This is a genomic window from Bacillus sp. 2B09 (assembly GCF_003946835.1).
GTDB classification, from domain to species: Bacteria; Bacillota; Bacilli; order Bacillales; family Bacillaceae; genus Bacillus; species Bacillus altitudinis.
Window position 1 is genome coordinate 485545 of sequence record NZ_RPSG01000002.1, and the last position, 20450, is coordinate 505994.

Here is a 20450-nt window from a genome sequence, read left to right on the forward strand (position 1 = left end):
ATGTGAGTGACCGCTTTGAATTAGTTTCTAACTATCAGCCCCAAGGAGATCAGCCAAAAGCCATTGAAAAGCTTGTGGAGGGCATCCATCAGGGGAAACAGCATCAAACGCTGTTAGGTGCTACAGGTACGGGAAAGACCTTTACTGTATCCAACCTGATCAAAGAAGTGAACAAACCAACACTTGTCATTGCGCATAACAAGACACTTGCCGGACAATTATACAGCGAGTTCAAGGAATTTTTTCCAAATAATGCTGTTGAATATTTTGTGAGTTATTATGATTATTACCAGCCTGAGGCGTATGTGCCTCAAACTGATACATTTATTGAAAAGGATGCCAGCATTAATGATGAGATCGATAAGCTAAGGCACTCCGCCACATCCTCATTATTTGAGCGGAGAGATGTCATCATCATTGCCAGTGTGTCCTGTATTTATGGCTTAGGTTCTCCTGAAGAATACAGAGAGCTTGTGCTGTCTTTACGAACTGAAATGGAAATTGAACGCAATCAGCTGCTGCGTAAGCTTGTGGATATTCAGTATTCTCGTAATGATATAGATTTTCAGCGCGGAACCTTCAGAGTTCGAGGAGACGTCGTTGAAATTTTTCCTGCTTCACGAGATGAGCATTGTATCAGAGTGGAGTTTTTCGGTGATGAAATTGAACGTATTCGTGAAGTAGATGCTCTCACTGGAGAAATTCTCGGTGATCGTGACCACGTTGCTATTTTCCCAGCATCTCACTTCGTCACAAGAGAAGAAAAGATGGAAAAAGCGATTATTAATATTGAAAAAGAGCTTGAGGAACAGTTGGAAAAGCTTCGTGAAAACGGAAAATTGCTTGAAGCACAGCGTCTTGAGCAGCGGACAAGGTATGACCTAGAGATGATGAGAGAGATGGGCTTTTGTTCAGGGATTGAGAACTACTCAAGACATCTCACCTTACGTCCGCCTGGTTCTACACCTTACACATTGCTTGATTATTTTCCGGATGATTTTATGATTGTTGTCGATGAGTCACACGTGACCATCCCGCAAATTCGCGCCATGTACAATGGGGACCAGGCAAGAAAACAAGTGCTTGTTGATCACGGATTCCGTCTGCCGTCAGCACTTGATAATAGACCACTCACATTTGATGAGTTTGAAAAGCACATTAACCATATTGTGCATGTATCCGCAACACCGGGCCCATACGAGCTTGATAAAACGCCAGAGGTCGTGGAACAAATTATTCGTCCAACCGGTTTGCTTGATCCAATCATTGAAGTTCGTCCGATTGAAGGACAAATCGATGACTTAATTGGGGAAATTCATGCAAGGGTTGAGAAAAATGAGCGTGTGCTTGTGACGACTTTAACGAAGAAAATGTCTGAGGATCTGACAGATTATCTGAAAGAAATCGGAATCAAGGTCAATTATCTGCACTCAGAAATTAAGACACTCGAACGGATTGAGATTATTCGTGATTTACGTCTCGGAAAATATGATGTGCTTGTAGGGATCAACCTTCTTCGAGAAGGCTTGGATATTCCAGAGGTGTCGCTCGTGGCGATTTTAGATGCGGATAAAGAAGGCTTTTTACGTTCAGAAAGATCCCTCATCCAGACGATTGGCCGTGCTGCAAGGAATGCAGAAGGCCGGGTTATTATGTATGCAGACAATATGACGAAATCAATGGACATTGCCATACAAGAAACCAAGCGGAGACGTGAGCAGCAAGAAGCGTATAATGAGAAATTTGGTATCACTCCGCAAACGATCCATAAGAAGATTCGAGATGTGATCAAGGCAACAAAAGTACATGAGGATTCAGAAGAATACGAAACAAAAGCAGCACCAAAGTTGTCAAAAATGAGCAAAAAAGAACGAGAAAAAGTGATCGAAAACGTCGAGATGGAAATGAAAGATGCAGCAAAAGCGCTTGATTTTGAAAAAGCAGCAGAATTAAGAGATCTATTGCTAGAGCTAAAAGCGGAAGGATGAATGCCTGATGGCTATGGAACGAATAGAGGTGAAAGGGGCAAGAGCCCACAACCTTAAAAATATTGATGTCAATATCCCGCGCGATCAGCTAGTGGTCATTACGGGTTTATCTGGTTCGGGAAAATCGTCGCTTGCCTTCGATACCATTTATGCAGAAGGTCAGCGTAGGTATGTTGAATCACTGTCAGCCTATGCACGTCAATTTCTCGGTCAAATGGACAAACCAGATGTAGATGCGATTGAAGGGCTTTCTCCAGCGATTAGTATTGACCAGAAAACGACAAGCAGGAACCCTCGATCAACCGTTGGGACTGTTACAGAAATTTATGATTACTTGCGTCTATTATATGCTCGAGTCGGAAAACCGATTTGTCCTATTCATGGGATCGAAATTACATCACAGACGATTGAGCAAATGACAGACCGCATTTTAGAGTATCCAGAACGAACGAAACTACAAGTGCTTGCTCCGGTTGTATCTGGACGTAAGGGAACTCACGTGAAAGTACTTGATCAAATTCGGAAGCAGGGCTACGTTCGAGTCAGAGTTGATGGCGAGATGGAGGACCTGTCAGAAGAGATCGAGCTTGAAAAGAATAAAAAGCATTCCATTGAAGTGGTGATTGATCGAATTGTCGTGAAAGAAGGCGTGGCTGCACGGTTGTCTGATTCTCTTGAAACGGCACTCCGACTTGGTGAAGGTCGTGTGATGATTGATGTGATTGGACAAGAGGAGCTGTTATTTAGTGAGCATCATGCTTGTCCGCACTGCGGATTCTCTATTGGGGAACTTGAGCCAAGAATGTTCTCGTTTAATAGCCCTTTCGGTGCCTGTCCAAGCTGTGATGGGCTTGGTTCTAAACTAGAAGTAGATCCAGAGCTTGTGATTCCGAATAAGGATTTGACTTTACGTCAGCATGCCATTGCCCCATGGGAGCCTCAAAGCTCACAATATTACCCGCAGCTTCTTGAGGCGGTATGTACACATTATGGAATTGACATGGATATTCCGGTAAAAGATATCCCGCCGCATTTATTTGATAAAATTTTATATGGTAGCGGCTCTGAGCTGATTTATTTTAAATATGAAAATGATTTTGGCCAGGTCCGTGAAAATGAAATCGAGTTTGAAGGTGTGCTTCGTAACATTGAACGACGCTACAAGGAAACGAGCTCCGATTATATTCGGGAGCAAATGGAAAAATATATGGCCAATCAGCCATGCCCGACCTGTAAAGGATATCGCCTGAAAAAAGAAACGCTTGCGGTTCTCATCAATGGCAAACATATCGGAGAAATGACCGATTTGTCTGTATCTGATGCCCTTGATTTCTATGAGAAAATTGAGTTGTCTGAGAAAGATTTGCAGATTGCCCAGCTCATTTTACGTGAAATCAAAGAGCGCTTATCCTTCTTAAATAATGTCGGATTAGATTATCTGACATTAAGCCGGTCTGCTGGCACATTATCAGGCGGGGAGGCGCAGCGGATTCGTTTGGCGACACAAATCGGATCAAGACTGACAGGCGTTCTTTATATTTTAGATGAACCATCGATTGGTCTGCATCAACGGGATAATGACCGGTTGATTGGGACATTGAAAAACATGCGTGATATCGGAAACACACTGATTGTCGTAGAACATGATGAAGATACGATGCTTGCCGCTGATTATCTCATTGATATTGGACCAGGTGCAGGGGTTCATGGAGGAGAAGTGATTTCAGCTGGAACGCCAGAAGAAGTCATGAAAGACCCAAAATCGTTGACTGGACAATATTTATCTGGTGAGAAATTCATCCCGCTTCCGATTGAGAGAAGAAAGCCTGACGGCCGATTCATTGAAATTAAAGGGGCAAAAGAAAACAATCTTAAAAACGTGAATGCGAAGTTTCCTTTAGGTGTCTTTACCGCTGTGACGGGTGTGTCAGGATCAGGGAAAAGTACACTTGTGAATGAAATTTTATTGAAATCCCTTGCCCAAAAACTGCACAGAGCAAAAGCGAAGCCAGGACAGCACAAAGAAATCAAAGGAATGGATCACTTAGACAAAGTCATTGATATTGATCAATCTCCAATTGGCCGTACACCAAGATCCAACCCTGCTACGTATACAGGTGTATTTGATGATGTGCGGGATGTGTTTGCGCAAACCAATGAAGCGAAGGTACGAGGCTATAAAAAAGGGCGATTCAGCTTTAACGTGAAAGGTGGACGCTGCGAAGCATGTCGTGGAGATGGCATTATTAAAATTGAAATGCACTTTTTACCTGATGTATACGTGCCTTGTGAAGTGTGTCACGGGAAACGTTATAACCGTGAGACGCTAGAGGTCACGTATAAAGGGAAAAATATTTCCGATGTTCTTGAAATGACGGTAGAGGACGCACTTCAATTTTTCGAGAATATCCCGAAAATTAAGCGGAAGCTGCAAACGATCTTTGATGTTGGATTAGGATACATTACACTTGGGCAACCTGCCACGACATTGTCTGGTGGAGAGGCGCAGCGCGTGAAATTGGCATCTGAGCTTCATCGCCGTTCAAACGGAAGATCCTTGTATATTTTAGATGAACCGACAACCGGTCTTCATGTGGATGATATTGCTAGGTTGTTAAAAGTGCTCCAGCGCTTGGTCGAAAACGGGGATACGGTATTGGTCATTGAGCACAACCTTGATATTATTAAGGCTGCCGATTACCTTGTTGATCTAGGACCAGAAGGCGGTGCTGGTGGAGGAACGATTATTGCTTCAGGAACACCTGAACACATTGCTAAAGAAGAAGCTTCTTACACCGGTCGATACTTAAAACCGATTTTAGATCGTGATCGTGAGCGAATGAAACAGTTAGTCAAAGAAACAGAAAGTGTGACATCCTCATAAAGAAAAACCCCTCCGAAAGAGGGGTTTCAGCGTGTAGCCAAACCCTCGCATTCTTTGTCAGTCCTGCGTGCCGGTGCTCACGAATGTCAAATTCGCTCCGCGCCAGTACTCGTCCTTCCTAGACTGCAAAGGTTTTCTATCACGCTGAAAAGAAGACAAAGGGCTAAAATCAAGTTCATTTTAGCCCTTTGTCAACAATCTGAAACCCCTCCGAAAGAGGGGTTTTCCTTTTATTGCACATCTTCCTTTGGCATTAAGTTACTGAGGTGCGTTAAATCCTTTAAAATATGAGTGCTGCTACTATCGAGCAGTACTTTTAAATAACGGATATCACCATACTTCGGATGAGACGGATGAATGGCCTCTAGCTCCTTGATCATATCGCTGTTCATGCTTTTCTGTTTCTGTATAAGGTCTAAAAGCGTTTGTGCCGTGTGGTTAGCATTATGATGATCTGTCAAAATAATTACCCCCTATAATGATAATCACCATCTTTTCAACATATTTTAAAGGGTAATCCATGAAGAATCTACACTTAGGTGCAAAAAGAAATAATTTGTGTCTAAGGACATATGTAAATCGAATGAGTTTGAAACTTTTTATACGCCATAAACGTATGAGTTAGAAAGGAATTTTCATCATGAAGGAGCGAATATATATGAACAGAGATCAGTCGATCATTGCATCTATTTGTTATTTTAGTGTATTTTTCATGCCGTTTATTGTACCGATCGTGGCATATTTTGTAGTGGATCAAAAGGAAACGAAACGGCATTCGCTGCGTGCATTGTGGTCACATGTTTTGCCAGTCGCAGCGTGTGTGCTGCTGGTTTTTGGAGCTATCCCCTTTTTATTGACGACACAGGCAAGCGACTCACTCGTTCCAGTGTTCACCGTACTTATCTTGTCCTTTTTAGTCGCCATTGGCTTTTTGATCTCTGTCATTTGGAATATCATTCAAGGTATTAAAGTGCTTCAATCCATCAAATCGTAGGAGGGCTTTGTATGAATGAAAAAGAACGCATTTTAAAATTAGTAGAAGACGGGACATTATCTGCAAAAGAAGCAATTACGCTACTTGAAAAATTAGAAGAAAATCAGTCCATTTCACTAGAAAAATCAACGGCTGATCATACCTTTCATGAAGAAAAAGCTGGCACAGAGAATAAAGGAACTGGTACTGAAAACCTCGGTGCAAAGCTGTTTGGATGGTTAGATTCGGCGGTGAAAAAGGTCAAAGATGTAGATCTTGATTTGAACTTTGGACAGTCCGTCGACGTTGAACACATTTTTCAATTCAAAGACGCGGCACTTTCTCATTTAGATATTCAATTGGCAAACGGCAGTCTCAATTTGATGCCTTGGGATGATGGGGATGTTCGGGCAGAGTGTCATGCGAAAATTTACCGTGCAGAGGATGGAGAGCAGGCCAGACAGCAATTTCTTCAACATCTGGATTGCGGGCTTGAAGGGGACAAATTTTTTATCCGAACTGAAAAGAAGACCATGAAGGTCAATGTCACCCTGTATGTACCACGTATCCAATACGATAAAATCAAAGTCAAACTGTTTAATGGACCGATTCGCGGGGAAAAACTAAAGACAAAAGAACTGGCTGCAAAAACAACAAATGGCGTCGTCTCTTTTGCCTCTTTACAAGCAGAAAAAGTCGGGATTGAAACAGCAAATGGACAAATCAAACTGGCTGATCACGAGTGTGGTATGATTGAAGTAGAAACCATTAATGGGCTCATTGACCTGCGCGGGAAAAGTGAATCAATTGATGCACAGAGCTTCAATGGGAACATTGCTGTTCAGCTGTCAGATGAGAAATGCCGTTCGATCTATGCAAAAACGACAACAGGCAGTGTGGACGTTCAGATTCCGCGTGCTTGTGCAGTGACTGCGGAGCTGAAAAGCAATCTCGGATCGATCTCTCATGAACTGCTTGATGCAAATATGATTAAAGAGAAAAATGAAACGCTGCAAAAAGAGAAAATGATCAAAGCCAATCAACAGGCGGAGCACAATATATCCATTTTTGCAGAAACAAAAACAGGCTCAATCCAAGTAAAGCACCAATCAGACAAGGAGTGATTCTACATGAAGAAGCTTTATCGTTCAGCGACAGATAAAAAAATAGCGGGTGTTGTCGGTGGACTTGCTGAATACTTAAGTGTCGATGCATCCCTGCTTCGTATTTTAACGGTGATCATCGGATTTATGACAGCATTTATGCCGATATTCTTGATCTACTTCATCTGGTATTTTGTTGTTCCGGAAGAAGGCACTAACTAAATGCTTAGATGGATCGTTAGTATTTTCGTCAATGCATTACTTTTAATCGTCATTGCTGGATATTTTGATTCAGGCATTCTGCCAGGCCTTGGTAGTGTGTATATTGAAGGCTTTGGCGCAGCGATTGTAGCAAGTATTATTTTGTCCTTGCTCAATATTTTAGTGAAGCCGTTTTTGATCATTTTAACGCTGCCAGTGACAGTACTTTCACTAGGATTGTTCCTCTTTGTCATTAATGCCATCACACTGATGATGACCTCAAGCTTTATGGGAGATAGTTTTAACATTGATGGGTTTGGAACGGCCATTTGGATGGCTGTCATTTTATCCATTTTCCATCTGCTCATACAGAAAGGAATCGTGGAACCGTTAGCGAAAAAAAGCTAACGGTTTTTTTGTGTGAATTTATATCGTTTCCCCGTTCCATCTGTCATAAAAACCGTCTTCAGGAGACACAATATCCGAAGGGAGGCGGTGCACGATGGTGAATGTGAGCAGACAAATCATTCTTTTGCTTTTTTTGAGCATTCTTTTTTGTTTCAGTCAGCCTGCTTCAGCAGGATCTTTGACACAAACACAAGTGAACATACGAAATAAGCCCTTTTCACCTTTTATCTTTGATCAATTTCAAGTAGATGTCCGTCCGGTTCAAGGAAAAAAACGTGATCTTCAATTTCGGGCATCTATTAGTCAGTCAGAGCAAATTTTGTCTGCAAACTTGTACTATAAACAGAGTGATGAGCTAGGATATCGATTGATCCCAATGGAACGATTGCCGGGGATGAAACCAGAATTCACAGCGAAAATCCCGACAGATCAATTGTGGAATTCAACAGTTCATTACTATACAGAATTCCTGACGCAGAAGTCTGTCATCAAAACAACCGAACAAGCAGTTCACTTAAACGGATTTGAAGAGGATCTCTCACAAATTCCTGAGCTATTGATGACAGAAATCGTCGTGAATTCAAAAAACCGCAAAGGCAAGGATGCTTTTGAATTCATCGAGGTGTATAACACAACTCATGCACCCATTTCACTTCGACATTACCAGCTTCGCTATCGCAATCCAGCGCAAGGCGTGGAGATGGATGATATATATTCATTCCACACAAGTCCTATCACCATTTCTCCTGGAAAACCGTACGTATTTTGGCTTAGAAAAAAAGGGCAGGAGCATTTAACGGTAGCGGACTTTAATGCGATGTACAAAAGCCATTTAAAAGAGGGCGAGCATCTATCGATCATTGAGAGTAAAGGATTGTCCAATTCTAAATCCCGCCTTGTTTCTATCACAACAAATATAGGAGAAGAGGTATCGTCGGCATCCTATCGTTTAAAGCCTTCATTGTTTAGCGAGCACAGATCGTTACTGTTCAAGTATCCAATGGATGGTACGACACAAATGAAGCTGATCTCGAAAGTGGAGGAAGAGCCGACACCCGGAAAAGTGTTAAAAGCACAAGTTCCAACTGAAAAAAAAGAAATATCACAAGATGTTCATAAACCTGTGATTGAAGATATGACAGACAATCAACCGATAAAACCAACTGAAGGCATTGAAATGAGAGCAGATGTGCAGGATGATCAGTCCGTCAAAACGGTCAAATTGCGATATCGAACCAATCGTCATGAAGATTTTAAAGAGGTGCTGCTTCAAAAGGATCATAATGATCGGCTGTTTCACCATATTATTTATTCACCTGAGCTCATCGGTAAAGAACGATTGGAATATCAGATTGAAGCGTCAGACGGCGAAAATCAAGCAATGACAATGAAAAAAACAATTGATGTGGAACAAGTAAGCAAAGCTCACGGCCTTCGATTGAATGTAGAAGAAGGAGATACGGTTTCTGGCGTATTTCACTTAAAAGCAACAGCAGATCAGAAAAAAAGCATACAATTAATGATAGATGGGAAACCGATTCGACAAGTATTCCCTGCACTTGAAGCAGATCCATATCTTGCATTTGATGTCAAAGGGACAAATTTATATTTTAAGAATGGTGTGTCTATAGGTAAGCACTTACTTTCCATTTTTGATGATTCGACAAAAGTGTATCGCACCTATACGATACCAATACCAGAAAAACACTTAGAAAAGGCAGGTCCACAAACAATATCATTCCATGCTGGGACGAAGTCATCGCCGTTTGACCGATTTCCTGGAGAAAATCACGATGATTTTGAATTGAAAAATGTCCAGATGATTTTATCGAATGGAACTCAAATTCTGCCTCTAAATGCGAGCCAGCATGAGGAATGGAAAATGGGTGACGGTGGCAGCGCTAAGAAGGTAAGAGCATTTCAGTTTCAAATCCCGAAGCAAGCATATGCTTCAAGCTATATTCAGTGGGATACAAGAAGGCTGAAAGAAGGAGTACATGTTGTTCAGGCTAAAACCGCAGACGAATCTCAATCTGTACGTGTGAAAGTCGATAACACGGGTCCGAAAATCAAGAGTAATATACAAGCAAATGACCAATATAAAGGCGTCTTTACGTTAAAGGCAAAGGTGACGGATCGTTGGAGTGATATAGCGGAGATGAAGGCATATTTAGATGGAAAACCGATCTCTTTGCCTTATCAAACGTCCTCTAGCGAATTAGAACCTGGGGAGCACACGTTGAAGATAAAAGCAAAAGATGCCGCTGGAAACAAATCAACTTTGAGAAAGGTTTTTAAGACGGTACATGAACACCCTGAAACGCCAGAGAGAGTGTCAGATAGGACAAAAAAGGAATCATCTAAGCAAACAGTGCTAACCAATGATCCTACTAATGATCAGTTAGATTACTCCTTTTACCGTGCCTATCAATATACATCGCTGCATCCGTCCATGAAGATTTTCAAATATGCAGCGGAAACAGAGCCGCCAAAACATTTAAATGAAACAGGTGAAATGATTTTTTCTAATCGAGAAAGAAATCGCATTGCATTTGCTGATGGTAAATCAGTGGAAACGAAAGATCTACAGCATTTTCCTTATCATCGCTTTCAAATCAAGGTTCATCACGATGTACGTGAAAAGGATGTTGTCGAGGCTGTATGGAAAGGAAGCTCATTATCAGGGAGAAAGGTAACGATGTACGCTTGGAATCATCAGCAAGAAAAGTGGGATAAAATCACTCATCACTTTGCCAAGGATGAAAAGGAATTTTACCTGAAAGGGCTGCTGTCAGTCAGACAGTATATGAAAAATCAAACGTTTGATTTGCTTGTACAAGATGAGATCAGTAAGACGTTAAAGCCTTATAAGATGGTGTGGATGTCTGATACTCAATATTATGCCAGAAGTTATCCTCATATCTTCAAAAAAATGGTCGAGTGGATCAGAGATCAAAGGGACCCATTAAATATTCAATATGTGTTCCATACAGGTGATATTGTGGATGATTCAAAGGATAAGCAGTGGAATCGTGCCGATACATTTATGCGTGTGTTAGATAAGCATCATATTCCTTACGGTGTATTAGCTGGTAATCATGATGTCAGGCACAAAGACGGCCATTATAGGGAATATGGGAGATATTTTGGAGCGAAACGCTTTGAAGACAAGCCGTATTACGGTGAATCCTATCAAAACAATCGAGGTCATTATGATCTTATCTCTGCTGGTGGCAATGATTATATGATGGTGTATATGGGCTGGGGGATCAAGCAAAATGAGATTGACTGGTTAAATCGAGTCATTTCTGAACATCCAGATCGAATTGTCATTTTAAATTTCCATGAGTATTTGTTAGTGAGCGGCAATCGAAGCCCAATTGGAGATTTGATCTTCCATCAAGTGGTAAAACGTCACCCGAATATTGTCGCAGTATTTAGTGGCCACTACCACGGAGCCAGTCGAAAAGTAGATGAGATTGACGATGATCATGATGGAAAAGTGGACAGAAAAGTATATCAAATCCTTGCAGATTACCAGTCAGGTCCTGAAGGCGGTCAAGGTTTTATGCGGCTGATCACTGCAGATCAAGAAAAAAATAAACTTCATTTCACCACATACTCACCCTACTTGAATCAAGAACATTTTTATGATCCAAAAACGTATGGAGATCAAGATGAATTTTCAATTGATGTCGATTTAACACCAAAAATGAAATCCGTTAAAACCAATTATTTTGAATTGAATGTCTACACAAACGTTCTTCTTGGAGAAGTCAAAGGTGTGAAAAGTGGTAAAAAAGCAACCTTTGAATGGAAAGGGTTAAAGCCAAATCAAGAATATTATTGGTACACTGTCGCAAAAGACCGTTTCGAAGGGAAAGCGATTTCTCCTATATGGAAAATTCATACAAAAAATGATGATCAATCAACATTTCTTAGGAAATAAAAAACTGTGCTTTCAAGAGCACAGTTTTATCTTTCCATTGTGTGAGTGAGCTTGTATCGATCCCCTCTATAAATGGACATGACATACTCGAATGGAATGTCATTTTGAAAATAAGTTGTTCTTGCAATGGAGAGAACAGGGTCCCCTAATGAAATAGACAGCACGTTAGCTTCTTCCTTTGATGCAACATTGGCTTCAAGCTCCTGCTTGGCATGGGCGATGGTTAGACCTGTGTTCGCTTCTATATATTCATATAAAGATCCAGTTAAATGTTCCTTTGTGAGCTCGCCAGCAAATTTTTCAGGAATATAACTCGTTTCAATAGCCATTGGTTCATCGTTTGCAAGGCGGATTCGTTTTAATTCATAGACATCTTCACTGTTCGACAGCTGTAATGATTGCAGCAAGTGCTCTGGGCATGCGACTTTTTTGAAATCAATCAACTGACTTGAAGCTTTAAGCCCACGTTGACGCATATCTTCTGTAAAGCTTGTTAAGCCCTGAAGCGGTTGTTCAAATTTCTTTCGGCTAACAAATGTTCCTTTTCCTTTTTGCCGGTATAAATATCCTTCGTTCACAAGGTTCGATAAGGCTTGTCTGACAGTCATTCGGCTAATACCAAAGCGTTCGGCATATTCTCTTTCAGAAGGAATGAGTGTATCAGGTGCTAACGTTCCATCCTCAATCTGCTTTTTCAAGTTCTCCATAATCTGATGGTACATGGGGATAGGTGACTGCTTATCAATAAACATGTGAAAATCCTCTCGTGTTTAGCGTAGTGAACCAGCTTCTCGATCAATAAAAATCGTCACATCTTCATGAAGTTTCAGAGCAGATGCAGGGAAGTCTGGGTGAATTTCAGTTCGTTCTAAATATTGTATCACGTCCGCTTTTGATTTTCCTGATGCGAGAAGGAGAATTTTTTTACTTGAAAGAATGCTTGCAATTCCCATTGTAATGGCATGTGTAGGTACCTCATCTATAGAAGAAAAGTACCTTGCATTGGCTTGGCGAGTGTGTTCATCTAATTGGACGACATGCGTCTTTGAGTCAAAAGGAGTACCAGGTTCATTAAACCCGATATGTCCATTTTGTCCGATACCAAGTAGCTGAAGATCAATACCCCCTAAATCTTCAATGAGCTGATCATACCTTAAGCACTCTTCTTCCAAGTGAGCAGCAGCACCATTGGGGAGGAAATATTGATCTGATGGGAGATCAATATGGTCGAATAAATGACGCTTCATGTAAGTCATATAACTATTTTCATGATTTGGATCAATTCCCACGTACTCATCCAGATTCACTGTTCTTGCTTGTTTGAAAGACAATTGTTCTGTTTGATGCAACTGAATTAACTCTTTATAAGTGTCAATTGGTGTACCGCCAGTTGCCAGACCGAGAACCGCATCTGTTTTTGATTCAATGGTACGTGCAATGAAAGCAGCTGCTGCTTTCCCTAATTGATCTTTATCTGCAAATTCGATGATGTTCATCAGTGTGTGGCCTCCTTTTTTTCATAAACGATTTGTCCATGGCAGATCGTCATCATGAGTTCGCCAGCTTCATCCCAAATGACCAAGTCTGCTAGTTTTCCAACTTCGATCGAACCGAGCTGATGATCGATCCCGAGCTGAGTAGCTGCATTTGTTGAGGTCATTTGAGCAATTTCTATCCATCCACATTGTGTGATCTGTCTCATACGTTTGACCCCATCTTTCATTTGTAAAATCGATCCTGCAAGTGTTCCATCTGCCAGCAATGCTTTTTCACCGCTGACTGTCACAGTCTGTCCGCCAAATTCGTAGGTTCCCTCTCCAAGTCCTTTTGCGCGCATTGAGTCTGTAATCATGATCAAACGTTCACTTCCCTTAGCCAAATACGCAAGCTTTACGGAAAGAGGATGTGAATGAATGCCATCTGTAATTAGCTCAGTCAAAAGCTTTTCGTTTGTAAGCGCAGCTCCTGCAACATTTGGCTCACGATGCTGAAATGAACTCATCGCATTATAAAGATGCGTGACATGACGCGCACCGTGCTTTGCTGCTAGTTCAATCATGTCATGAGGAGCATTTGTATGTCCAATAGAAGGAATGATATTTTTTTCTTTTAGCAGGGAAAGAAATGCAAAATCAGTATCTTCCTCAGGAGCAAAAGTGACAATTCGAATCAGCTGATCTGATGCACTCAGCCATTTCTCAAAAAGAGGAAGGTTAGCTTGTGTAATCCATTGAGCTGGCTGCGCTCCAGCTTTATCTTTAGAAATAAAAGGACCTTCTAGATGAATGCCTAAACATTGTGCATGACTTCCAGCTTGCTTTTTATTATAGGGTCTCCACTGTGCGACATTTTTAAGTGCTTGCTCAATCTCTTGGTGATTTTGTGTAATGGTTGTTGCTAAAAAGCTTGTCGTTCCTTCTGCGGGTAAGTGATCAGCAAGTGTATTCATGGCTTCTGGTGTCGCATCCATCATATCTGCACCATATCCCCCATGGATGTGAATATCAATCATTCCGGGGAGTAAATAAAAGTTTTCCCGGGAAATATATACTTTTTCATAATTTCCTGTCGGCGGTGATGTTGAAATATAGTCGATCTTGCCATCGCGTAAACCGACAAAACCGTTTTCAATGATTTCTGTCTTTGTCACAATATGAATATTGGAGAGCAATAAAGAACTGCTCATGATTGTGCCCCCTTATTCTCGTCGTTAGATTCAGTTTACCTTTTTTAAGTATAGTTGTCTATACCAGTAAATGTGGTGAAACAGGATCAGGATAAAATACTATTTTGGGTTCATCATTGAAAGTGATAAAATAGAGCTGTATTTCTGAAACGCCTGCGATAAAAGGAGGAAGAAGCGTGCCGAAAGTTCGTACGAAGGACATAATGGAACAATTTCATCTTGAACTGGTAAGTGGGGAGGAAGGGATTAATCGTCCCATTACAATCAGTGATCTTTCCAGACCAGGTATTGAAATGGCTGGATATTTTACATATTACCCAAAAGAAAGAGTTCAACTTTTAGGGAAGACAGAGCTTTCTTTTTTTGAACAGCTCCCAGAACGCGAACGAAAGCAGAGAATGATGTCTCTTTGTACAGATATTACCCCTGCCATCATTTTGTCACGAGATCGTGTAGTACCAAAGGAATTGATCGAAGCTTCAAATGAAAATGGAGTGCCGGTTTTACGCTCAAGCTTAAAGACGACAAGACTTTCGAGTCGATTAACGAACTTCTTAGAAAGCAAACTTGCACCAACGACTGCGATTCATGGCGTACTCGTGGATGTATATGGTGTAGGTGTGCTGTTAATTGGAAAAAGTGGCGTAGGTAAAAGTGAAACGGCTTTAGAATTAGTGAAGAGAGGACACAGGCTGGTTGCAGACGATTGCGTGGAAATTAGGCAAGAGGATCAGGATACGTTAGTTGGAAGCGCACCAGAGCTGATTGAGCACCTTCTAGAAATCCGTGGACTAGGCATTATTAATGTGATGACCTTATTTGGAGCGGGCGCTGTCAGAAGCTATAAGAGAATTACGATTGTTATGAACCTTGAGCTTTGGGAACAAGGCAAACAGTATGACCGTTTAGGACTTGAGGAAGAAAAAATGCGGATCATCGATACAGATGTACCAAAGCTGACCATCCCTGTACGTCCGGGACGAAATTTAGCGGTCATCATCGAGGTAGCTGCAATGAATTTCAGATTGAAACGAATGGGACATAATGCAGCGGAACAATTTACAAGTAAACTTGCCGATGTCATTGAAGACAATGGCCAGGATGAATAGGAGCTGTCTATATGAATGAAGCAATTCAACCAATTGATCCGATTGCTTTTCAGCTCGGACCTATTTCGGTTCATTGGTATGGTGTGATTATTGGGGTCGGAGCGCTGCTTGGACTCTGGCTCGCATTAAGGGAGTGTGAAAAAAGAGGCATCAATAAAGATATGTTTATTGATCTCATCTTATTTGCCATTCCTATCGCCATTATTTGTGCACGAATTTATTATGTATCCTTTGAATGGGATTATTATCAGCAGCACCCAAATGAAATCATCAAGATTTGGAATGGCGGAATTGCCATACATGGTGGACTGATAGGGGCGGTGCTGACAGCGATTGTCTTTACTAAAGTGAGAAAGGTGTCCTTTTGGAAAATCGCCGATGTCGCAGCGCCTAGTATTTTACTAGGGCAAGCCATCGGGCGCTGGGGGAACTTTATTAATCAGGAAGCGCATGGTGAGGCTGTTTCAAGAGCCTTTTTAGAAAATTTGCACCTGCCTGAGTTTATTATTAATCAGATGTACATTGACGGGACCTACTATCACCCTACGTTCTTATATGAATCATTATGGAATATCGCTGGCGTTTTGATATTAATCTTATTACGTAGAACATCATTGCGTCGAGGCGAAATGTTCTTGTCTTATTTAATCTGGTATTCAATCGGCCGTTTCTTCATTGAGGGAATGAGAACAGACAGCTTAATGCTGACTGAGCATCTTCGAATTGCACAGATGATTTCAATTGCTATATTTGCAGTAGCTATCTTGTTGATTGTGTTTAGAAGAATCAAAGGATATGCATCTATACCGTATAAAGAGAACAACTCATCAAATTAAGCAAGGGGGATAAAAGATGAGGGAGACATGGAAAAACGGCTTGAAAGCAGGGTTATCGACAACTTGGACACTTGGAAAAGTCATTTTTCCGGTTACCATTCTCGTTAGTATCTTGCAGCATACACCTGTGATGGATTGGATGATACAATTCATCCGTCCATTTATGGGTCTGTTTGGTCTTTCAGGGGAAGCGGCCATTCCGCTTGTTTTAGGAAATATGCTGAACTTGTATGCGGGTATTGCAGCCATTTTGACATTAGAGCTGCCTGTGAAGGAAGTGTTCATTTTAGCGGTCATGCTCTCTTTTTGTCACAACTTGATCATCGAATCAACAGTGGCGGCGAAGGTTGGGCTGCGGGTGTCTGTCATTTTGCTAGTCAGAATCAGTCTTGCCGTCGTGTCAGCAATTGTCATTCACCTCGTTTGGCAGGGAGGCGAGGAGCCGGCGCAATATGGTTTGCTGACAGCTGCTCAGTCGGCTGATGTGCCTTCTAGCTGGTATATGATCGTACTTCTTGCTTTACAGAAAGCTGTTCTTGGTGTGCTGCAGCTGGCTTGTATTGTCATTCCTCTCATGATCATCATTCAATTCATGAGAGACTTAGGGTGGCTCCATACGCTGTCTAAGTGGCTGTCTCCTTTTACGAGAATGCTTGGAATGAAAGAAAATACGTCTATGACGATGGTGGCAGGTTTAACCATTGGTCTTGCCTACGGGGCAGGCGTCATGATGAAGGCAGTGGAAGAGGACGGTGTCAGCAAAAAGGATTTAACGCTTGCTTTCATTTTCCTTGTGGCGTGTCATGCGGTGGTCGAAGATACACTCATTTTCATTCCATTAGGTATTCCAGTATGGCCGCTTCTTCTTATTCGCCTTATTTCTGCTATTTTATTGACAGCTGCCATCAGCTATATTTGGCGGAGGCGGGAACATGCAGCTGTTAGAAAGGAAGCTATATGAACCAATCAACTATTAACACAGTGCTATTTGATTTAGATGGCACATTAATCAATACAAATGAATTAATTATTGCTTCATTTCATCATACGCTTGATCATTATTACCCTGGTCAATACAGCCGTGAGGATATCCTTCATTTCATTGGTCCATCATTATTTGATACATTCTCTGCAATGGATCCGAATCTGACAAATGATATGATCCAGATGTATCGAACGTTTAATCATGAACAGCATGATCTGCTTGTGACGGAGTATGAGACGGTGTTAGACACGTTGAAAATTCTTCAGGATCAGGGGTTTAAGCTCGGAATTGTGACAACAAAAATCCGTGATACGGTTTTAATGGGATTAAAGCTGACTGGATTGGAGCCATTTTTTGAGGTCATTGTCACACTTGATGATGTACAAAATGAAAAGCCGCATCCAGAACCAGTTCAACTGGCATTATCCAAGCTCGGCAGTGATCCGCATGAGGCGATTATGGTTGGTGATAATTATCACGACATTTTATCTGGTCAAGCGGCAGGGACGAAAACAGCAGGTGTTGCTTGGTCTATTAAGGGAGAAGAAGCCCTGTTAAAGCATCGCCCTGATTATATGCTGCAGAAAATGAGTGATCTCTTGGCGATTGTTGGAGCTGATTAAGTTGAGAAAAACAGATCGTTATCCTGTCAAAGGGGTCAATTCGCTTAGACAAGTCTATCGGACAGTCCCCTTTCTCAAGGTTGTGAAAAATTTTATCTTTATTCAACTGGCGCGTTATACGCCTTTTATGGGAATGAAAAATTGGATTTATCGCACCTTCCTTCGAATGAAAGTCGGGGAGGATACGGCGTTTGCTTTAATGGTGATGGTCGATCTCATGTTTCCTGAGAAAATCACTGTCGGTCGAAATAGTGTGATTGGCTATAACACAACCATTCTGTCCCATGAGTATTTGATTAAAGAGTATAGGCTTGGGGAAGTCTATATTGGTGATGAAGTGTTAATTGGAGCAAATTCAACGATTCTACCTGGAGTGACAATTGGTGATGGTGCGATTGTATCGGCGGGAACTCTTGTGAACAAAGATGTTCCGGCAGGCTCCTTTGTTGGAGGAAATCCAATGCGGATGATTTATACGAAAGAGGAAATGGAAGCACGTCAATCTTCGTCTGCTGAGTAGCTCGGCAGACTTTTTTGTTGACATTCTAACATGGTGTAACTATAATGATTACAACAGAGGTGAGAAAACATGAAAATCAGCAGCAGATTTACTGTCGCTGTCCATATTCTGGCCTTGCTATCACTTGAAAAAGGATCATTACAGACATCGGAGGATATCGCAGGAAGTGTCAATACAAATCCAGTGGTGATTCGCCGTATCATGAGTAAGCTCAAAAAAGCAGGCCTAATCTCAACGAGTCTTGGCAAAGGTGGTTCTCAATTGAATCGCAGTGAAGATGACATGACACTGCTCGATGTGTATAAGGCGGTTGAAGTTGTGGATGAGGGAGAGTTGTTTCAAATTCATGAAAGCCCAAATCCTGACTGTCCGATCGGTGCAAATATTCAAGCTGTACTAGAATTAATTTTGTGCCGTGCTCAAAGTGCGATGGAGCAAGTGCTTGCTGAGATCAAATTAAGTGAACTAACGCAGGTTTTAATCAAAAAAATTGGATGATCTATTCAATTTTTTTTACCTCTGTTGTAACTATCATGGTTACATCTTAAGTGATCAAAATAACAATATATTGTAGGAGGAATTTACATGAACATTGGAATCATTGGCGCAACAGGTAAAGCAGGACAACACATTTTAAAAGAAGCTCAATCGAGAGGGCACGAAGTAACGGCAATCGTTCGAGATGCACAAAAAGTGACCAATTCATCAGCAGCTGTTTTAGAAAAGGATGTTTTTCACTTAGAGGCAGGAGACGTCAAAGATTTTGATGTGATCGTAAACGCATTTGGTGCGCCAGCAGGACAAGAGCACCTTCATGTAGAAGCAGGGAAAAAACTCATTCATCTCTTGAAAGAGACACCAGAAACGCGTTTAATCGTTGTGGGAGGTGCTGGAAGTTTATTTGTAGATGAGGCCAAAACAACTAGACTGATGGACACACCGGAGTTTCCAAAGGAATACTTTGCTACTGCTTCACACCAAGGAGAAAATTTAATAGATCTTCAAAAGACCGAAGGAGTAAAATGGACATTTCTTAGTCCAGCTGCATTCTTTGATCCAGCAGGCAAACGGACAGGTGCTTATGTGAAAGGCAAAGACCATCTTATCGTTAATTCGAAGGGTGACAGCTATGTGAGTTATGCTGACTACGCCGTTGCACTTGTCGATGAGATAGAACAAGCTGCTCATGTTGGAGAACGTTTTACTGTGGTTTCTGAAGCAGAATAAGAAAATAAAAACCCCGCTATTTAGCGGGGTTTTATGCTTTAATGATAATCGCCTGGCTGCCCATCTGTTTCCAAGAATCCTCAAACTGTTCACGATCTACTTTTTGATTCTTCTCTCCGTAAGGGTTATTTAAGTAGACATGATCTTTGTCATAGCCTGTGATGACGACGCTGTGCATATTAAAGCTGATATCTATTTTCCCATTTGGTGTATTCCATGTTTCAATGTTATCTGTTTTGGCAAAGGTCGAAGTGGTAATGACCCAGACAGGATAACCTTTTTCAAGTGATTGATAGATGGCCTTTTTGACTGGCTTGCCGGTTAAGTCAACGGCTTGATTACCTACATATTTTTTCGCAAGCTGATAAATGGGTTCGTGGTACACACCAAGACCTGGCCCATTCTCCATATCGCCTACAAACCCGTCATGAGGGTCTCCTTTTAAGCCATTCTCATAATTGAGCGGGACACGCTTAATCTCGTTTGCCAATGCGTTTTTCGTTATATGCTCATAGCCGCTGTAATGAAGAAGCATGGCTAAGCTCGTGACTTCGCATCCGTTATAAAGCTTTGGTGCATCCATTTGATTAAAGAGGATGACGTCCATGGCTTTTTTATTTCCTTTTAAACTAGAGTGTGTCGTTTCTGTTTTTTTCGTAGAACGTGTTTCTTCTGCTGCTAGTGCGGTATCATTTTCTTTTTCTTTGGCTTCTTGTGGTGACGTTGTTTTCTTGACTTGGTCGAATTGTGAAACGTAAATAAAGCCGAAATAAACAAGACATGCGCACAACAAAGTTAAGATTAATGTCTGGATGAATTTCACTGTAATCTCCTGTGTTATTCAATATTTTAAAGTATTATAGCATGTTCCTAAAGCAAAGAGATCAAAAAGGATTAGGTGTCATTTTAATGTAATATATGAACAAATGATTAAGGAAAAAAAGGGGAAAATAAAAAT

19 protein-coding genes are annotated in these 20450 nt (G+C 41.3%); 14 read left to right on the top strand and 5 right to left on the bottom strand.

Annotation, left to right across the window (positions count from 1 at the left end; translation table 11 throughout):
* Positions 1-2: 2 nt before the first annotated feature.
* Both uvrB and uvrA read left to right on the top strand, forming a co-directional pair.
* Positions 3-1988 (top strand): excinuclease ABC subunit UvrB, encoded by a 1986-nt coding sequence (gene uvrB / locus EBQ12_RS07385; protein ID WP_017368122.1) that lies wholly within the window; start codon positions 3-5, stop codon positions 1986-1988.
* Positions 1989-1995: 7 nt separating this feature from the next.
* Complete coding sequence (gene uvrA, locus EBQ12_RS07390) at positions 1996-4872, top strand: excinuclease ABC subunit UvrA (RefSeq protein ID WP_125589539.1); 2877 nt, start codon at positions 1996-1998, stop codon at positions 4870-4872.
* Between the two features lie 230 nt (positions 4873-5102).
* Here uvrA and EBQ12_RS07395 read toward each other — a convergent pair whose 3' ends face one another.
* Positions 5103-5333: a hypothetical protein gene (locus EBQ12_RS07395; protein WP_008348188.1), complete on the bottom strand. Its 231-nt coding sequence runs from the start codon at positions 5331-5333 to the stop codon at positions 5103-5105.
* A gap of 197 nt (positions 5334-5530) precedes the next feature.
* On the opposite strand from EBQ12_RS07395, the gene EBQ12_RS07400 reads away from it, so the two are divergent.
* From EBQ12_RS07400 to EBQ12_RS07420, 5 genes are all read left to right on the top strand, one after another.
* A complete protein-coding gene (locus EBQ12_RS07400) occupies positions 5531-5866 on the top strand; it encodes a hypothetical protein (RefSeq protein ID WP_008348186.1) in 336 nt (111 codons plus the stop codon).
* A gap of 11 nt (positions 5867-5877) precedes the next feature.
* A complete protein-coding gene (locus EBQ12_RS07405) occupies positions 5878-6969 on the top strand; it encodes a DUF4097 family beta strand repeat-containing protein (RefSeq protein ID WP_007500040.1) in 1092 nt (363 codons plus the stop codon).
* A gap of 6 nt (positions 6970-6975) precedes the next feature.
* On the top strand, positions 6976-7170 hold the full coding sequence (locus EBQ12_RS07410) for a PspC domain-containing protein (protein WP_008348183.1): 195 nt from the start codon (positions 6976-6978) through the stop codon (positions 7168-7170).
* On the top strand, positions 7171-7557 hold the full coding sequence (locus EBQ12_RS07415) for a phage holin family protein (protein WP_007500042.1): 387 nt from the start codon (positions 7171-7173) through the stop codon (positions 7555-7557). It abuts the gene before it with no gap.
* Between the two features lie 94 nt (positions 7558-7651).
* Positions 7652-11506 carry a lamin tail domain-containing metallophosphoesterase family protein gene (locus EBQ12_RS07420; RefSeq protein WP_125589541.1) on the top strand — a complete coding sequence of 1285 codons (3855 nt, stop codon included), beginning with the start codon at positions 7652-7654 and terminating at the stop codon, positions 11504-11506.
* Positions 11507-11532: 26 nt separating this feature from the next.
* Here EBQ12_RS07420 and EBQ12_RS07425 read toward each other — a convergent pair whose 3' ends face one another.
* From EBQ12_RS07425 to nagA, 3 genes are read right to left on the bottom strand one after another with little or no spacing between them, the layout of a single operon-like run.
* Positions 11533-12258, bottom strand: coding sequence for a GntR family transcriptional regulator (locus tag EBQ12_RS07425; RefSeq protein WP_125589543.1), 726 nt, complete (start codon positions 12256-12258; stop codon positions 11533-11535).
* Positions 12259-12276: 18 nt separating this feature from the next.
* The gene (gene nagB / locus EBQ12_RS07430) at positions 12277-13002 is read right to left on the bottom strand and encodes a glucosamine-6-phosphate deaminase (protein WP_008348174.1); all 726 of its coding nucleotides are present in this window, start codon (positions 13000-13002) and stop codon (positions 12277-12279) included.
* Positions 13002-14192: an N-acetylglucosamine-6-phosphate deacetylase gene (gene nagA, locus EBQ12_RS07435; RefSeq protein WP_125589545.1), complete on the bottom strand. Its 1191-nt coding sequence runs from the start codon at positions 14190-14192 to the stop codon at positions 13002-13004. Before nagA ends, nagB begins: the two co-directional genes overlap by 1 nt.
* Positions 14193-14368: 176 nt before the next feature.
* Here nagA and hprK point away from each other — a divergent pair, with 176 nt between their 5' ends.
* The 7 genes from hprK (at position 14369) to EBQ12_RS07470 (ending at position 19492) form a co-directional block, all read left to right on the top strand.
* Positions 14369-15301 carry an HPr(Ser) kinase/phosphatase gene (gene hprK, locus EBQ12_RS07440; RefSeq protein ID WP_125589547.1) on the top strand — a complete coding sequence of 311 codons (933 nt, stop codon included), beginning with the start codon at positions 14369-14371 and terminating at the stop codon, positions 15299-15301.
* Between the two features lie 11 nt (positions 15302-15312).
* Entirely contained in the window at positions 15313-16137 is an 825-nt protein-coding gene (gene lgt / locus EBQ12_RS07445) for a prolipoprotein diacylglyceryl transferase (protein WP_007500053.1), read from the top strand.
* A 16-nt stretch (positions 16138-16153) separates the two neighbouring features.
* A complete protein-coding gene (locus EBQ12_RS07450) occupies positions 16154-17098 on the top strand; it encodes a nucleoside recognition domain-containing protein (RefSeq protein WP_125589549.1) in 945 nt (314 codons plus the stop codon).
* Positions 17095-17745 (top strand): pyrophosphatase PpaX, encoded by a 651-nt coding sequence (gene ppaX / locus EBQ12_RS07455; protein ID WP_125589552.1) that lies wholly within the window; start codon positions 17095-17097, stop codon positions 17743-17745. The genes EBQ12_RS07450 and ppaX overlap by 4 nt, the downstream gene beginning before the upstream one ends.
* A 1-nt stretch (position 17746) precedes the next feature.
* On the top strand, positions 17747-18265 hold the full coding sequence (locus EBQ12_RS07460; protein ID WP_035701530.1) for an acyltransferase: 519 nt from the start codon (positions 17747-17749) through the stop codon (positions 18263-18265).
* 69 nt (positions 18266-18334) lie between these two features.
* Positions 18335-18763 carry an Rrf2 family transcriptional regulator gene (locus EBQ12_RS07465; RefSeq protein WP_024719891.1) on the top strand — a complete coding sequence of 143 codons (429 nt, stop codon included), beginning with the start codon at positions 18335-18337 and terminating at the stop codon, positions 18761-18763.
* A gap of 87 nt (positions 18764-18850) precedes the next feature.
* Positions 18851-19492, top strand: a complete 642-nt coding sequence (locus tag EBQ12_RS07470) for an NAD(P)-dependent oxidoreductase (protein ID WP_125589554.1) — start codon at positions 18851-18853, stop codon at positions 19490-19492.
* 31 nt (positions 19493-19523) lie between these two features.
* Here EBQ12_RS07470 and EBQ12_RS07475 read toward each other — a convergent pair whose 3' ends face one another.
* Positions 19524-20315: a C39 family peptidase gene (locus EBQ12_RS07475; protein ID WP_046344544.1), complete on the bottom strand. Its 792-nt coding sequence runs from the start codon at positions 20313-20315 to the stop codon at positions 19524-19526.
* Between the last annotated feature and the right edge of the window lie 135 nt (positions 20316-20450).

Coding starts and splice junctions, on each gene's coding strand:
- uvrA (WP_125589539.1), top strand. CDS start 1,996: ATGGCTATGGAACGAATAGAGGTGAAAGGGGCAAGAGCCCACAACCTT.
- EBQ12_RS07400 (WP_008348186.1), top strand. CDS start 5,531: ATGAACAGAGATCAGTCGATCATTGCATCTATTTGTTATTTTAGTGTA.
- EBQ12_RS07405 (WP_007500040.1), top strand. CDS start 5,878: ATGAATGAAAAAGAACGCATTTTAAAATTAGTAGAAGACGGGACATTA.
- EBQ12_RS07410 (WP_008348183.1), top strand. CDS start 6,976: ATGAAGAAGCTTTATCGTTCAGCGACAGATAAAAAAATAGCGGGTGTT.
- EBQ12_RS07415 (WP_007500042.1), top strand. CDS start 7,171: ATGCTTAGATGGATCGTTAGTATTTTCGTCAATGCATTACTTTTAATC.
- EBQ12_RS07420 (WP_125589541.1), top strand. CDS start 7,652: ATGGTGAATGTGAGCAGACAAATCATTCTTTTGCTTTTTTTGAGCATT.
- EBQ12_RS07425 (WP_125589543.1), bottom strand. CDS start 12,258: ATGTTTATTGATAAGCAGTCACCTATCCCCATGTACCATCAGATTATG.
- nagB (WP_008348174.1), bottom strand. CDS start 13,002: ATGAACATCATCGAATTTGCAGATAAAGATCAATTAGGGAAAGCAGCA.
- nagA (WP_125589545.1), bottom strand. CDS start 14,192: ATGAGCAGTTCTTTATTGCTCTCCAATATTCATATTGTGACAAAGACA.
- lgt (WP_007500053.1), top strand. CDS start 15,313: ATGAATGAAGCAATTCAACCAATTGATCCGATTGCTTTTCAGCTCGGA.
- EBQ12_RS07450 (WP_125589549.1), top strand. CDS start 16,154: ATGAGGGAGACATGGAAAAACGGCTTGAAAGCAGGGTTATCGACAACT.
- ppaX (WP_125589552.1), top strand. CDS start 17,095: ATGAACCAATCAACTATTAACACAGTGCTATTTGATTTAGATGGCACA.
- EBQ12_RS07465 (WP_024719891.1), top strand. CDS start 18,335: ATGAAAATCAGCAGCAGATTTACTGTCGCTGTCCATATTCTGGCCTTG.
- EBQ12_RS07470 (WP_125589554.1), top strand. CDS start 18,851: ATGAACATTGGAATCATTGGCGCAACAGGTAAAGCAGGACAACACATT.